We start from the raw sequence: 12,750 nt of genomic DNA on the forward strand, positions 1-12,750 counted from the left end.
GACCGCCTCGGGATCCGGTCGTCAGTGTGTGGTGACTTCGCGCTCTCAGGCCGGGGAGTCCGGCTGCACGAGCAGGAAGTCGACGTCGACGGTCACCGGCGGTGCCGCCGCCTCGCCGAGCACCGGAGTCACTGTCGCGGCGGCCCCGCCCACCTCGAACGTCGTACGGACCGCCTCGCCGGTCCGCGGCCCCGCTGGTGCGGCCACCACCGGAGCCAGTGGTGCCAGCGGGCCGGCGACCGGGGCGGCGCCGGACCTGGCCCAGCCCGGCGCGGTCGATGCCGGGGAGGGGGCGACGCCCGCTGACGGTTCGGCGCTGACCGGCCGCTGCCCGAGAACCGGCTCGGCCGCCGGTGCCGACGGCATCGCGCCCAGTCCGGCCGGTCGGACGGTCGGTGCGCCGCCGTTGCCTCCCGGAACCGTCCCGGCCTGATTCGCCCCGAGGGACCCGGTACCGGTGCCCGGGGCCGCCGGCGACGGGGTCGGTGTCACCGTGGCGGGAACGGTGCCCGCGGGCAGTGGAGCACCCGGCGACGTGGGAGCAGCCGGTGAGGTCGGCGACGAAGCCAGCAGGGTTCCGGCCAGTTGCATGCCGGACGACACCAGCGGCAGCGCGGCGTGCAGGAGGCCCGACAGCTGTGCGGGCGTGACTGGCGGCGGGGTCACCGGAACCGGGGCGCCGTCGACGGCCATCTTGGCCGTGGGCGCGGCCAATTGAGCTCGCGTCGCCGCGACCACCGCCATCGCCTCGGTCAATCCTTCGGCGGCGAAGCCGAGCGCCGCGAGCTGTCCGGGTGGGGTCATGATGGCCGGCAGAGCGGCGGAAATCAGGCCTGCCGTCTTCACGATGATGCCCTGCAGGGCCGCGAGGCCGGCGCCGACGATCACCAGCCCGCCCTGGATGTCGGCGGCCATCGCCGCACCCTGTGTGGCCAGGGCTCCCGCGTTCACCGCCGACTGTGCCGACTTCCCGGTGGCGGCGGCGCCCGACTGTCCCGACCACAGTCCGCTCAGTGCCTGTGCCGCCGAGGCCGCCGCCCCGGCTCCCGTCTCGAGCACCTGGGAGAGTCCGGTCAGCATCGCGGCGGGGTCGCCGGGCCCGCCGGGCAGGACGCCCGAGCCGAAGGTGCTCAGGAGTTCGGCGACGGGCGCGAGCAGGGCGAGCGGATCCAGCGCCGGCAGCGCGGGCAAGTCCGGCAGCCCGGGCGGGACGAGCAGCGGCGACGGGTCGGCGGATGCGCTGTCCCCCGCGTTCGGCCCCAGCGCCGCGCGGTCGACGCCGCCCGGGCCCGGTTGGCCGAGCAACCGGCGGTCCACGCCCAGTCCGGCGAGCAGCTGCGTCGGTGTCTGCTCCAGCAGCGCGGGCAGCCCGGTGGGAGCCAGCAGTTCGCCGAGCGTGAGCTCGGCGGTCGCCGCGCCGCTCATGACGTCGCGACCGCGGTGGCTGCGTCGAGGTCGGCACCGGTGAACGCTGCGAGCCCGGCGGAAGCCGCGGACGCGGTCGCGGCGTGCACGGCCGCCAAGGCGCCCACCGACGAGAGATGGTTGGCCTGCGCGACGGCGAACGCGGCCAGGAACTCCTGGCCGATCAGTCCGAACGCCCCGGTCATCACCGCGGTCTGCGCGGTCGCGTCGGCGGCGCCGGCGGCCGCGGTCGCCGCACTCAACGCCGCCGATGCGGCGGCGAAGGTCTGCACGGCCTCGGCCGCGACGGTCAGTTCACTCATCGTTCCCCCTGTCGGTGTGTTCGACTGCCTCGCCGTCCGGCGGGTCGCCGAACTCGTCGAGAAATTCGCGGGTCAGGTCCGCGCGCCGCTGCGCGACGTCTCGCGCTGCCGTCGCAGCCGTCTCGGTGATCACCGCGGCCAGCCGCGTCGCATCTCCCCGGGCCGCGCCCGGCCGCAGCGTCAGGTCGGCCAGGCCGCCGCTCGCGTCCACCCGCACCACGACGCGACCGTCGTCGGCGGACGCCGTCGCCGACACCCCGGCCAGTTCCCGGTGCGCGTGCTGAAGGGCGGCGAGCCGCGCTTGCGCCCGGGCGGTGATCTGGTCCATCGCCGACGTCATGCGCGCACCCCTTCGCGGCACCAGCGGTCGACCGCTTCCTCCAGCCGTACCACCGCAGCCCGGTCTGGGAGACCCAGTGCATCGAGCACGTCCCGCGGCGTCCCCCGCCCTTCGAGTTCCAGGCGGCGCTGATGGGCCGTCCCGCCGCGCGCCAGCGCGCACAGCGCCAAGATCCGGGCGGCCACCACGTCCAGACTCACCGACAGCTGCGACTGCGCGATCCGCATTCCGACGGGCAGACCGTCCGCCGTCGTGGTGACCGCCAGGCCCCCGCAGGGCGAGGCGGCATGACCGAATTCCAGATCTGACGGCGCGACCGGCGCCCGTGCTGCTGTGTGCTTCATGCAGAGTTAGACGCAGCACCGGACCGTCCGGTTCCCTCGCAGTCGCTTCCCGGCGTGTCGCCCGTCCGCCGGACGACGTGCCCGACGGCGGGCCCTTCGTACTTGGACGCGCCGCCGCGCGGTCCGGTTCCATTTCGCGCACCCCGGGCGCGCCGTGCGCGGTGCCGCGTAGCGTTCGTCTCCCCGGCGCAAGGCCGGACCGACCTCAGGGGGAGAACGACATGACCGACACGCCCGTGACACTGCCGCCCTGGCTCAGCGACTCCGACGCCCGCGTCGACCTCTCGCGCGTCGGGGTGCCCGAAGCACCGCCGACCGTCCAGCCGACGGCCCGCCCGGAGCCGCACCCACCGGTCAGCGCCCCGGGTCCGCTGGTGCAGCCCCCACCGATCCAGCCCCCTTCGCCGCACCCGTCCGCGCCCTTGTACCCGGCCCCGCCGGCGAGCGCCGGCAGCCCGCCGGGACCCCCGCTGGATCAGGTGGCGCTGTTGCGCAAGGCCCGGCGCGCCCCGTCGCGCGGCTGGCGGCGCGCCGTGCACCAGCTCTCCGCCGGAGCCGTCAATCCCGGACAGTCCGCAGCCGAACTGGAGTATCTGGACCTGCTCGAACGCGTCCGGCGGCCGGTTCGCGGCGACTACCGGATCGCCGTGCTCTCGCTGAAAGGCGGTGTCGGCAAGACGACCACCGCGGTGGGCCTGGGATCGACCTTCGCCTCGTTGCGCGGCGACCGGGTGATCGCCGTCGACGCGAATCCCGACCTGGGCACGCTCGCGCAGCGGATTCCGCGGCAGACCGACTCCACGGTGCGCGACCTGCTCGCCGATCCGGCGATCCACCGCTACTCGGACGTGCGTGCACACACGTCGCAGGCCCCGAGCCGGCTGGAGATCCTCGCCTCCGAGCGCGATCCGGCCGCCGCCGAGGCGTTCAGCGAAGACGAGTACCGGGGTGTGATGCGAATCCTCCAGCGGTACTACAACATCATCGTGACGGACTGCGGAACCGGACTCAGCCACGGGGCGATGCGGGGCGTGCTCGACCTGGCCGATGCACTGATCCTGGTGAGTTCACCGGCGCTCGACGGGGCGCGCAGCGCCGGCGCCACCCTCGACTGGCTCGCAGGTCACGGCTTCGGCCACCTGATCGCCCGGTGCGTGGTCGTGCTCAGCTCCGCGCGTCCCGGGTCGTCGTCCATCGACACCGGCCAGCTGGCGCAGCACTTCCTCACCCGCTGCCGGGCCGTGCAGGAGATCTGCTTCGACGACCATCTTGCCGAGGGCGCCGACGTCGACCTGGATCTCCTTCATCGCCGCACGCGCCGGGCGTTCGTGGAACTGGCCGCCACCGTCGCCGAAGACTTCGGGGGCACTGGACTGCGTCGGCATCCGCCGTTCCTCGCCGACGAAATGTGACATAGCTCTCGTTGAGGCGCGGATGTGTGCCAGTCGGCTGAAATAGTGACACTCTCCGTTGGCACAATCAGGGAGCCGGGTGGAGAATGACGGATGAACATCCGGCGGCCACGCCGGAGCATCTGCAGCCAGGAGGTCACCCATGACCGCGTCCGACACCGCCGACACGACCGGATCCGGCCACGATCTGCCACCGGTCCGGGTCGAGTACCGGACGATCCACGGCTACCGGCGAGCGTTCCGGATCGCCGGCGAGGGACCGGCGATCCTGCTGATCCACGGCATCGGCGACAACTCGTCGACGTACGACGAGGTGATCGGTGAGCTGGCCCGCGACCACACGGTGATCGCGCCCGATCTCCTCGGGCACGGCCTGTCGGAGAAGCCGAGCGCCGACTACTCGGTGGCGGCGTTCGCGAACGGCATGCGCGACCTGCTCGTCGTGCTGGGCATCAACCAGGTGACCGTCGTCGGCCACTCACTCGGCGGCGGAGTCGCCATGCAGTTCTGTTACCAGTTCCCGCGTTTCGTCCAGCGGCTGGTCCTGGTCGCCGCCGGGGGCGTCACACATGACGTCAACCCGGCCCTTCGCCTGGCCTCGGTCCCGGGCGTCGCCCTGCTGACCCGCGCGTTCGGTCTGCCCGGCATGTTGCCGCTGCTGAGCGGCGCGGCCAGAGCCCTCGAACGCGCCGACTCGGTGCCGGGCCTGCCGCCCAAGCTCACCCCGCGCAATCTGATCACCGACCACCAGGATCTGCTTCGCATCGTCAGTGATCTGGCCGACCCGCACGCGCACGCGGCGTTCATCCGGACCCTGCGCGCCGTGGTCGACTGGCGCGGCCAGACCATCACGATGCTCGATCGCGCCTACCTCACCGAGCGCCTGCCGTTGCTGGTGGTCTGGGGCACCAAGGACTCGGTGATTCCGGTGCACCACGCCGACCTGATCAGCGCCACCATCCCCCACGCCGACGTCGAGATCTTCGAGGGCGCGGGCCATTTCCCGTTCCGCGACGACCCACAGCGCTTCGTTCGCCTGGTCCTGGACTTCATCGCTGAGAACGAGCCGCTCGAGTTCGATCCGGCGAACTGGCGCGAACTGATGCGCACCGGCCAGCGACTGGATCAGTTCGTCGGTTCCGACGCGCTGATCGAGGAGATCTTCGAAGCCCTCGAGGACGAGCGCAGCGCCAGCTGAACGAGCACGTCGACGGCTGATCGAAGGCCGCGCGAACGCACCGCGCTCCCCGAAGTCAGCGGGACGAGCCCACGAGTTCCCGGTCGTCTGCCGCGCTCCCGACGGCCGTCACGTCGCCGGTCCGACCCTTCGTCACCGGCTCCGCCTCGGCGAAGCCCGGTCGGGCGCTGCCCACGAAGGCGCGGAACCACGACCACACCGCGCCGAACCGGTTCCGGAAGCCGACCAGGTAGAACAGGTGCACGCCGAGCCAGGTGAGCCAGCCGAGGAAACCGGTGAGCTTGACCCCGAACGGGGCATCGACGACGGCGTTGTTGCGGTTCACCACGGCCATGCTGCCCTTGTCCAGGTAGCGGAACGGAGTGCCGGTCACCGTCTTGCCACGGATCATGTCGGCCGCGTGACGGCCCTCTTGCATGGCGACGGGGCTCTGCCCGGGGTAGCCGTTCAGGCTAGTCATGTCGCCGATCGCGAACACGTCGGCGCGCGCCCCGACGGTGAGATCGGGATTGATCAGCAACCGGCCGGCCCGGTCGGTGTCGCACTTGGTCGCCTCGGCGACCACCTCGGCCAGCGGAGTGGCCTGCACCCCGGCCGACCAGACGACGGTCTTGGTCGCGATGGTCCGCTCGTCGCCGTCGGCGCCACGCAGGGTCACCGCGCCGTCGTCGATACCGGTGACGAAGCTGTCGGTGAGCACCTGCACTCCGGCGTCCTCGAGTGTCGTGCGGGCGAAGTCCGAGAGCCGCCCGCCGTACACGGGCAGCAGGTCTCCGGCCCCTTCCACCAGGTACACCGCCGTCGGCGCATCGGTGAAGTAGCGGGTACGCAGTTCGCGGATCTGACCGGCGATCTCGACGCCGGTGGCGCCGCCGCCCACCACCACGAAGGTGTGCGCGGCGGAGTCGTCGACCGGGGCCGCGAAGCAGTCGAGCAGGTGAGCGCGCAGTCGCGTCGCATCGTCGAGCGTCTTGAGCGCGAAGGTGCGCTCGGCCCACTCGTCGTGCCCGAAGTAGCCCTGCGAGGCGCCGGCGGCGACGATCAGGTACTCGTACCGGATCTGCTCCTCGCCGTCGTCCGTGCGGTAGGTCAGCACCTTGGCGTCGGCGTCCAGGCCCGTCACCCGGCCGCGGACGACGTCGACGGTCTCCTTGGACGCCAGCACACCGGCGATCGGCGGCGCGATCTCCTCGGCCGGCAGCACCCCGGTGGCGACCTGGTACAGCAGTGGTTGGAAGAGGTGCTCGTCGGTCGCGGAGATCAGGACCGTGGGAACCTTCGACTTGGCCAGCTGTTTGGCGGCGGCGAGGCCACCGAAGCCCGATCCGATCACGACGGTGTGCGTGGTGCGCATCTGCGGTTCCTGCTCTCTGCTCGACGATGTTATGTCCACTCTCGTAGATCAGTCAGGTCGCCGTCGACCCCGATGACCAGATGATTTCGAATGACATCCATCTGTTCTGTTCATACACTGAGGTCATGGAGTTCCGGCAGCTCGAGTACCTGGTGGCCGTCGCCGAGTGCGGCGGCTTCTCCCGCGCGGCTAAGGCCAGCTTCGTGTCGCAGTCGGCGGTGAGCCATCAGATCGCCGCCCTCGAGCGCGAGCTGGGCGTGGAGCTGTTCGACCGTGCGGCCCGCTCGGTGACGCTCACCGACGCCGGAGAACTGCTGGTCCCGCGCGCTCGGGAACTGCTGCGGCTGCGCGACGAGGCTGTCGCCGCGGTGGTTCCCCGACCTGATCGGGTGCGCATCACCGCCAACATGTCGTTTGCCCGAGCCGCGCTCAGCGCGGTGGCGACCGTCCGCGAACGCCACCCGGAGGCCGAGATCGACTTTCTCATCAAGCCGTTCGGGCAGCGGATCGACGCCGTCGCATCCGGGGAGGCCGACCTGGCGCTGGTCCGCGGCGGCGTCGACCGCGACGACCTCTACCTCGATCCCCTCTGGGTGGACCAGCCGGTGCTGACCTTCCCGTCACGGCATCCGCTGGCCGGCCTGGGGCGCGCGCCGGCCCCGCGCGAACTGTCGGAGTTTCCGCTGATTCTCCCGCCCGCCGAACAGCAGCTTCTGCTGCACCAGCTGGTCGAACGTGTCTTCGCCCGGGCCGACGCGCAGGTGATCTACGGGCCGGTGGTGCGGCCGGGACATTCGGTGGCCTTCGAGCTCATCAACCACCCGGAATGCTGGTCCATCCTGTACGACGACCCGCTGGTGCCCGGCCTGGTCTGCCGTCGCGGACTGGAGTTCACCCTGCCGGTGTCGGCGGTGCTCCGCGCGGATGCGACGCCCAATCCGCTCGTGGCCGAGCTGCTCGCCGAACTCTCGCACGGATACAGCCGCAGGTGAGTGCGGCCACGCAGATCAGCCGCCGCAGCAGCCGCCCGAGGGGCCGCCCGCCGTCCCGCCGCCGTCCACGTCTGCGGCGTCCCGCACGTCCCTCGTCACCGCGTTGCGCGCCGCCCACTCCTGCGGCGGCGGGTAATACACCTCAGCGAGGGTGAGGCCGCGCGCCTGTGCGACCGGCACCTGGGCGCTGCGCGTCCGCTCGTTCAGCAGCGCGACGCACCAGTCGACGCTGCGGCGGCCTTCGCCCACCGAGGCCACGGCTCCGACCAGCGAGCGCACCATCGACCAGCAGAAGGCGTCGGCCTTCACCCGACCGATCAGCACCCCGTCGTCGTCACGCCGCCAGGAGAACTCCTGGAGCTCACGGATCGTCGTAGAGCCCTCCCGGAACCGGCAGAAGGCGGCGAAGTCGTTCAGCCCCAGCAGGGCGGCCGAGGCCTGGTTCATCGCCTCGGGGTCGAGCGGACGCCGCCAGTCGGCGGTGCGTCGTGCCGACAGCGGTTCGGCGCCCCACGGCGCGTCCGACAGGCGGTACTCGTAGCGCCGGGCGAGCGCCGAGAAGCGGGCATCGAAATCGTGCGGCACCGCGTCGACCGACTTGACCCGCACGTCGTCGGGCAGCATCTTCGCGAGTCGACGGACCAGGCGCCCGGGATCGCCGTCGATCGACCGAGTCGCCAGGGCCGCCGCGGGAACGTCGCAGTGCGCCACCTGTCCGGTGGCGTGCACACCCGCGTCGGTCCGTCCGGCGACGGTGAGCCGGACGGGCATCCGCAGCACCGTCGACAGCGTCGCCTCGAGGGTCTCGCAGACCGTGCGCCGGCCGGGCTGGGTCGCCCAGCCGGAGAAGTCGGTGCCGTCGTACCCGATCAGCAAGCGCAGCCGCGGCGACTCGTGTTCCGGCTCCACGCCGGCCTCCCTCCGATACGACGAACCCGCCGGCTCCTCACGGGAACCAGCGGGTGCGTCTACAGGCGTCTCCCGAAACGGGAGGCCTGCCTACTTCTCTTCGTTCGAACCGTCGACGTCGGCGCCCTCGGCGAGAGCCTCGTCCGCGGTGGCCGCGGCCTGGTTCTCGTCGGCACCCTCGGACACGGCCTCGGCGTTGGAGACCTCGGCCGGGGTGGCCTCGTCGATCACCTCGGCGACCGGGTTCTCGGCAGCGGCCTTCTTGGAGGCGGCGGCGCGGGTGGCCCGGCTGGCCTCGTTCGACGCGGTCTGCTCGGTGACCAGAGCGATCACGGCCATCGGCGCGTTGTCGCCCTTGCGCGGCAGGGTCTTGATGATGCGGGTGTATCCGCCGTCGCGACCGGAGTACAGCGGCGCGATGTCGTCGAACAGCTTGGCGACGACGTCCTTGTCGCGGATGTCCTTGAGCACCTGGCGACGGTTGGCGAGCTCGCCGGCCTTCGCATGAGTGATCAGCTTCTCGGCGTACGGGCGGAGCCGCTTGGCCTTGGCTTCGGTGGTGGTGATGCGGCCGTGCTCGAAGAGCGCCGTCGCCAGGTTGGCGAGGATCGCCTTCTGGTGGCTGGCCGACCCGCCGAGGCGGGCACCCTTAGTGGGCTTGGGCATGGAATTCTCCTAGGAGGGGCGCCGATCGCAGACCGGCAGTCTCTTTGATGGTCTGACGAGCTACAGCTGCTCGGTCTCGGCGAAATCTTCACCGGAGTCGTCGGTGTACGACGCCTCGTCACTCCAGGTACCGGTGGCCGGATCGTACCCGGCGACCTGCGACGGATCGAAGCTGGCCGGGCTGTCCTTGAGCGACAGACCCAGACCGTGCAGCTTCACCTTCACCTCGTCGATCGACTTCTGACCGAAGTTGCGGATGTCGAGCAGGTCCGACTCGGTACGGGCCACCAACTCGCCGACGGTGTGCACACCCTCGCGCTTGAGGCAGTTGTACGACCGGACGGTCAGCTCCAGATCCTCGATCGGCAGGCTGAACGCGGCGATGTGATCAGCTTCCTGCGGTGACGGGCCGATCTCGATGCCCTCGGCCTCGACGTTGAGCTCCCGAGCCAGGCCGAAGAGCTCGACCAGGGTCTTACCGGCCGACGCCAGGGCGTCCCGCGCGGTGATGGAGTTCTTGGTCTCCACGTCGAGCACCAGACGATCGAAGTCGGTGCGCTGCTCGACGCGGGTGGCCTCGACCTTGTAGGTCACCTTGAGGACCGGCGAGTAGATCGAGTCGACCGGGATACGGCCGATCTCGGCACCGGTGGCCTTGTTCTGCACGGCCGGCACGTAGCCGCGGCCCCGCTCGACGACGAGCTCGATCTCGAGCTTGCCCTTGTCGTTGAGGGTCGCGATGTGCAGGTCCGGGTTGTGCACCGTGACACCGGCCGGGGGCACGATGTCGGCGCCGGTGACCGCACCGGGACCCTGCTTGCGGACGTACATGGTGACCGGCTCGTCCTCTTCCGAACTGACCACGAGGCCCTTGAGGTTCAGGATGATGTCGGTGACGTCTTCCTTCACACCCGGGACGGTGGTGAACTCGTGGAGCACGCCGTCGATGCGGATGCTGGTGACCGCCGCGCCCGGGATGGACGAGAGCAGCGTGCGCCGCAGCGAGTTGCCGAGCGTGTAGCCGAAGCCCGGCTCCAGCGGCTCGATGACGAACTTGGACCGGTTCTCGGCGATGACCTCTTCGGACAGAATGGGTCGCTGTGAGATGAGCATTGGTGAGTGATTTCTCCTTTGCCGCCCGCTATATGACGGCGTACGAGGGTGACCGAACAGCTGTCGCTGCTGCGGCGGTTACTTGCTGTAGTACTCGACGATGAGCTGCTCGGTGAGGGGCACGTCGATCTGCGCGCGCTCGGGCACCGAGTGCACGAGGATGCGCAGCGTCGACGGGACCACCTGCAGCCAGGCCGGAACCGGGCGGTCGCCCAGGGTCTCCTTGGCGACCTGGAACGGCAGGGTGCCGAGCGACTTCGGCTTCACGTCGATGATGTCGTACTGGCTGACCCGGTAGCTCGGGACGTCCACGGAGACACCGTTCACGGTGAAGTGGCCGTGGCTGACCAGCTGACGGGCCTGACGGCGCGTGCGGGCCAGGCCGGCCCGGTAGACGACGTTGTCCAGGCGGGTCTCGAGGATCTTCAGCAACTCGTCGCCGGTCTTACCCGAGCGGCGGTTGGCCTCCTCGTAGTAGCGACGGAACTGCTTCTCCATGACGCCGTAGGTGAAGCGGGCCTTCTGCTTCTCCTGCAGCTGGAGCAGGTACTCGGTCTCCTTGATCCGCGCGCGACCGTGCTGGCCGGGCGGGTACGGGCGACGTTCGTACGCCTGGTCTCCACCGATCAGGTCGACGCGGAGACGACGGGACTTCTTGGTTGCGGGGCCGGTATAACGAGCCATGTTTCTCTACTTTCCTTTCCCGCTAGACCCGGCGCCGCTTCGGCGGACGGCAGCCGTTGTGGGGCTGCGGGGTCACGTCGGAGATGGTGCCGACCTCGAGGCCGGCTGCCTGCAGCGAACGGATGGCGGTCTCGCGGCCCGAACCCGGGCCCTTGACGAAGACGTCGACCTTCTTGACGCCGTTCTCCTGCGCCTTGCGCGCGGCGTTCTCGGCAGCGAGCTGCGCGGCGAACGGGGTGCTCTTGCGCGAACCCTTGAAGCCCACGTGGCCGGACGAAGCCCAGCTGATCACGTTGCCCTCGGGATCGGTGATCGACACGATGGTGTTGTTGAACGTCGACTTGATGTGTGCGTGGCCGTGCGGAACGTTCTTCTTATCGCGACGGCGTGTGCCCTTCTTGGGGCCGGCACTGCGTGACTTGGGGGGCATTACTTCTTCTTCCCGGCGATGGTCTTCTTCGGGCCCTTACGAGTGCGGGCGTTGGTCTTGGTGCGCTGACCGTGGACGGGCAGGCCACGACGGTGGCGCAGACCCTGGTAGCAGCCGATCTCGATCTTGCGACGGATGTCGGCCTGAACCTCGCGGCGCAGGTCACCCTCGACCTTCACGTTCGACTCGATGTACTCGCGAAGCTTCGAGACGTCCGAGTCGGTGAGATCCTTGGCCCGCAGGTCCGGGCTCAGGCCGGTGGCGGCCAGGATCTCCTTGGAGGTGGTACGACCAACTCCGTAGATGTACGTCAGTGCGATCTCCAGCCGCTTCTCGCGGGGGAGATCCACACCAGCAAGACGTGCCATGTGGTGTTCCTTTGATTTTCAGAGGTCTGCTCCCAGTCCGTCCCGCCTCTGCGACGGGCCCCGGCCTCTGGTCCGGGGGTCGGCGGTCACGCGTCTGTGGCCGCTGGTGCTGGGAGTTCATTCGTTGCCATATTCAATTGTGTTCTTCAAGCGACCTGAAGAAGGACGCTGATCAGCCCTGACGCTGCTTGTGACGCAGGTTTTCGCAGATCACCATGACCCGGCCGTTACGGCGGATCACCTTGCACTTCTCGCAGATCGGCTTGACGCTCGGCTTGACCTTCACGTCAGCTTCTCCTTATTTCCATCTCCCGGGTCATCGACGCCCGGGCGGGGGCCTACTTGTAGCGGTAGACGATCCGGCCGCGGCTCAGGTCGTAGGGCGAGAGCTCCACGACGACACGATCCTCCGGCAGGATACGGATGTAGTGCTGCCGCATCTTGCCGCTGATGTGGGCGAGAACCTTGTGTCCGTTCTCCAGCTCAATGCGAAACATCGCATTGGGCAGGGGCTCGACTACACGACCCTCAACCTCAATGGCTCCGTCTTTCTTAGCCATGTCCTCCGCGATCCTGGGCGACGACGCGCGTCTCCCGGTTGAATCCTTGGTTTTCCGCTACGGTCGGCACATCGAACGTCGTCGTCCGCCCGCCCCGATCGTTCACGGGGAACGGGCGGGAACAGGCATGCGAGTACCGCACGACGCACCGAGAATCCATAGTACGCGCGCCGGGCCGGTCGGCCAAACCGGCGACGGACCGTCCCGCGCCCGGCGAACCTTTGAGAGAGTGGAGCCATGAAGGCCTTCCTGATCCGGACTGTGTTCACCGCGTTCTCCCTGTGGGTGGCGGTGGAACTGGTGCCGGGACTCTCGTTCGACTTCGCCGGCGTCGGCTCCTGGTGGGGCAAGTTCGGCATCGTGCTGCTGATCGCGGCGATCTTCGGGATCGTCAACGGCTTCGTCAAGCCGATCGTGCAGATTCTGTCGATCCCGCTCTACATCCTCACCCTGGGCTTGATCCACATCGTGATCAACGCCTTCATGCTGGAGATCACCGCCTGGATCACCAACAACCTCACGCACTGGGGGCTGGAGGTCGACAGCTTCTTCTGGGCGGCGATCCTCGGCGCCCTGATCATCTCGATCGTCAGCTGGCTGACCGCCATGCTGGTGCCCGACAAGGTCGACAACCTGTATCGCTGAGGCGACGA

Annotated in this window: 17 protein-coding genes; 4 read left to right on the top strand and 13 right to left on the bottom strand. The window is 69.6% G+C overall.

The window, feature by feature from the left end; translation table 11 throughout:
* Positions 1-45 precede the first annotated feature (45 nt).
* The 4 genes from C6V83_RS15700 to C6V83_RS18405 are packed head-to-tail and all read right to left on the bottom strand — an operon-like array spanning position 46 to position 2,411.
* Complete coding sequence (locus C6V83_RS15700; protein WP_105943180.1) at positions 46-1,425, bottom strand: hypothetical protein; 1,380 nt, start codon at positions 1,423-1,425, stop codon at positions 46-48.
* A complete protein-coding gene (locus C6V83_RS15705) occupies positions 1,422-1,727 on the bottom strand; it encodes a hypothetical protein (RefSeq protein WP_105943181.1) in 306 nt (101 codons plus the stop codon). Before C6V83_RS15705 ends, C6V83_RS15700 begins: the two co-directional genes overlap by 4 nt.
* On the bottom strand, positions 1,720-2,067 hold the full coding sequence (locus C6V83_RS18400) for a YbaB/EbfC family nucleoid-associated protein (RefSeq protein WP_159067535.1): 348 nt from the start codon (positions 2,065-2,067) through the stop codon (positions 1,720-1,722). The genes C6V83_RS15705 and C6V83_RS18400 overlap by 8 nt, the downstream gene beginning before the upstream one ends.
* Positions 2,064-2,411, bottom strand: a complete 348-nt coding sequence (locus C6V83_RS18405) for a hypothetical protein (RefSeq protein ID WP_159067536.1) — start codon at positions 2,409-2,411, stop codon at positions 2,064-2,066. Before C6V83_RS18405 ends, C6V83_RS18400 begins: the two co-directional genes overlap by 4 nt.
* A 221-nt stretch (positions 2,412-2,632) precedes the next feature.
* On the opposite strand from C6V83_RS18405, the gene C6V83_RS15715 reads away from it, so the two are divergent.
* On the top strand, positions 2,633-3,823 hold the full coding sequence (locus C6V83_RS15715; RefSeq protein WP_105943183.1) for a MinD/ParA family ATP-binding protein: 1,191 nt from the start codon (positions 2,633-2,635) through the stop codon (positions 3,821-3,823).
* A 142-nt stretch (positions 3,824-3,965) separates the two neighbouring features.
* The gene (locus C6V83_RS15720) at positions 3,966-5,021 is read left to right on the top strand and encodes an alpha/beta fold hydrolase (RefSeq protein ID WP_105943184.1); all 1,056 of its coding nucleotides are present in this window, start codon (positions 3,966-3,968) and stop codon (positions 5,019-5,021) included.
* Positions 5,022-5,076: 55 nt separating this feature from the next.
* Here the strand turns inward: C6V83_RS15720 and C6V83_RS15725 are convergent, their stop codons facing one another.
* Positions 5,077-6,375 (bottom strand): NAD(P)/FAD-dependent oxidoreductase, encoded by a 1,299-nt coding sequence (locus C6V83_RS15725; RefSeq protein WP_105943185.1) that lies wholly within the window; start codon positions 6,373-6,375, stop codon positions 5,077-5,079.
* Positions 6,376-6,500: 125 nt separating this feature from the next.
* Between C6V83_RS15725 and C6V83_RS15730 the strand changes: the two genes are divergently transcribed.
* Positions 6,501-7,367 carry a LysR family transcriptional regulator gene (locus C6V83_RS15730; RefSeq protein WP_105944014.1) on the top strand — a complete coding sequence of 289 codons (867 nt, stop codon included), beginning with the start codon at positions 6,501-6,503 and terminating at the stop codon, positions 7,365-7,367.
* A 15-nt stretch (positions 7,368-7,382) separates the two neighbouring features.
* Here the strand turns inward: C6V83_RS15730 and truA are convergent, their stop codons facing one another.
* The 8 genes from truA to infA all read right to left on the bottom strand — a co-directional run bounded on the left by truA (position 7,383) and on the right by infA (position 12,097).
* Positions 7,383-8,276, bottom strand: coding sequence for a tRNA pseudouridine(38-40) synthase TruA (truA, locus tag C6V83_RS15735; protein WP_105943186.1), 894 nt, complete (start codon positions 8,274-8,276; stop codon positions 7,383-7,385).
* Between the two features lie 90 nt (positions 8,277-8,366).
* Positions 8,367-8,942 carry a 50S ribosomal protein L17 gene (gene rplQ / locus C6V83_RS15740; protein ID WP_105943187.1) on the bottom strand — a complete coding sequence of 192 codons (576 nt, stop codon included), beginning with the start codon at positions 8,940-8,942 and terminating at the stop codon, positions 8,367-8,369.
* A 60-nt stretch (positions 8,943-9,002) separates the two neighbouring features.
* Complete coding sequence (locus C6V83_RS15745) at positions 9,003-10,055, bottom strand: DNA-directed RNA polymerase subunit alpha (RefSeq protein WP_105943188.1); 1,053 nt, start codon at positions 10,053-10,055, stop codon at positions 9,003-9,005.
* Positions 10,056-10,133: 78 nt separating this feature from the next.
* Complete coding sequence (gene rpsD, locus C6V83_RS15750) at positions 10,134-10,739, bottom strand: 30S ribosomal protein S4 (protein WP_105943189.1); 606 nt, start codon at positions 10,737-10,739, stop codon at positions 10,134-10,136.
* 22 nt (positions 10,740-10,761) lie between these two features.
* Positions 10,762-11,169, bottom strand: coding sequence for a 30S ribosomal protein S11 (rpsK, locus tag C6V83_RS15755; protein WP_105943190.1), 408 nt, complete (start codon positions 11,167-11,169; stop codon positions 10,762-10,764).
* On the bottom strand, positions 11,169-11,537 hold the full coding sequence (rpsM, locus tag C6V83_RS15760; protein WP_105943191.1) for a 30S ribosomal protein S13: 369 nt from the start codon (positions 11,535-11,537) through the stop codon (positions 11,169-11,171). The genes rpsK and rpsM overlap by 1 nt, the downstream gene beginning before the upstream one ends.
* A 172-nt stretch (positions 11,538-11,709) precedes the next feature.
* Positions 11,710-11,823 carry a 50S ribosomal protein L36 gene (gene rpmJ / locus C6V83_RS15765; protein ID WP_026917227.1) on the bottom strand — a complete coding sequence of 38 codons (114 nt, stop codon included), beginning with the start codon at positions 11,821-11,823 and terminating at the stop codon, positions 11,710-11,712.
* A 52-nt stretch (positions 11,824-11,875) separates the two neighbouring features.
* Positions 11,876-12,097 carry a translation initiation factor IF-1 gene (infA, locus tag C6V83_RS15770; protein ID WP_003418601.1) on the bottom strand — a complete coding sequence of 74 codons (222 nt, stop codon included), beginning with the start codon at positions 12,095-12,097 and terminating at the stop codon, positions 11,876-11,878.
* Positions 12,098-12,334: 237 nt separating this feature from the next.
* Here infA and C6V83_RS15775 point away from each other — a divergent pair, with 237 nt between their 5' ends.
* Complete coding sequence (locus C6V83_RS15775; protein ID WP_105943192.1) at positions 12,335-12,742, top strand: phage holin family protein; 408 nt, start codon at positions 12,335-12,337, stop codon at positions 12,740-12,742.
* Positions 12,743-12,750 lie beyond the last annotated feature (8 nt).

The organism is Gordonia iterans, from assembly GCF_002993285.1.
Taxonomy (GTDB): Bacteria; Actinomycetota; Actinomycetes; order Mycobacteriales; family Mycobacteriaceae; genus Gordonia; species Gordonia iterans.

Coding starts and splice junctions, on each gene's coding strand:
- rpsD (WP_105943189.1), bottom strand. CDS start 10,739: ATGGCTCGTTATACCGGCCCCGCAACCAAGAAGTCCCGTCGTCTCCGC.
- rplQ (WP_105943187.1), bottom strand. CDS start 8,942: ATGCCCAAGCCCACTAAGGGTGCCCGCCTCGGCGGGTCGGCCAGCCAC.
- C6V83_RS18400 (WP_159067535.1), bottom strand. CDS start 2,067: ATGACGTCGGCGATGGACCAGATCACCGCCCGGGCGCAAGCGCGGCTC.
- C6V83_RS18405 (WP_159067536.1), bottom strand. CDS start 2,411: ATGAAGCACACAGCAGCACGGGCGCCGGTCGCGCCGTCAGATCTGGAA.
- rpsM (WP_105943191.1), bottom strand. CDS start 11,537: ATGGCACGTCTTGCTGGTGTGGATCTCCCCCGCGAGAAGCGGCTGGAG.
- rpsK (WP_105943190.1), bottom strand. CDS start 11,169: ATGCCCCCCAAGTCACGCAGTGCCGGCCCCAAGAAGGGCACACGCCGT.
- C6V83_RS15745 (WP_105943188.1), bottom strand. CDS start 10,055: ATGCTCATCTCACAGCGACCCATTCTGTCCGAAGAGGTCATCGCCGAG.
- C6V83_RS15700 (WP_105943180.1), bottom strand. CDS start 1,425: ATGAGCGGCGCGGCGACCGCCGAGCTCACGCTCGGCGAACTGCTGGCT.
- C6V83_RS15705 (WP_105943181.1), bottom strand. CDS start 1,727: ATGAGTGAACTGACCGTCGCGGCCGAGGCCGTGCAGACCTTCGCCGCC.
- C6V83_RS15775 (WP_105943192.1), top strand. CDS start 12,335: ATGAAGGCCTTCCTGATCCGGACTGTGTTCACCGCGTTCTCCCTGTGG.
- C6V83_RS15715 (WP_105943183.1), top strand. CDS start 2,633: ATGACCGACACGCCCGTGACACTGCCGCCCTGGCTCAGCGACTCCGAC.
- C6V83_RS15720 (WP_105943184.1), top strand. CDS start 3,966: ATGACCGCGTCCGACACCGCCGACACGACCGGATCCGGCCACGATCTG.
- C6V83_RS15725 (WP_105943185.1), bottom strand. CDS start 6,375: ATGCGCACCACGCACACCGTCGTGATCGGATCGGGCTTCGGTGGCCTC.
- C6V83_RS15730 (WP_105944014.1), top strand. CDS start 6,501: ATGGAGTTCCGGCAGCTCGAGTACCTGGTGGCCGTCGCCGAGTGCGGC.
- infA (WP_003418601.1), bottom strand. CDS start 12,097: ATGGCTAAGAAAGACGGAGCCATTGAGGTTGAGGGTCGTGTAGTCGAG.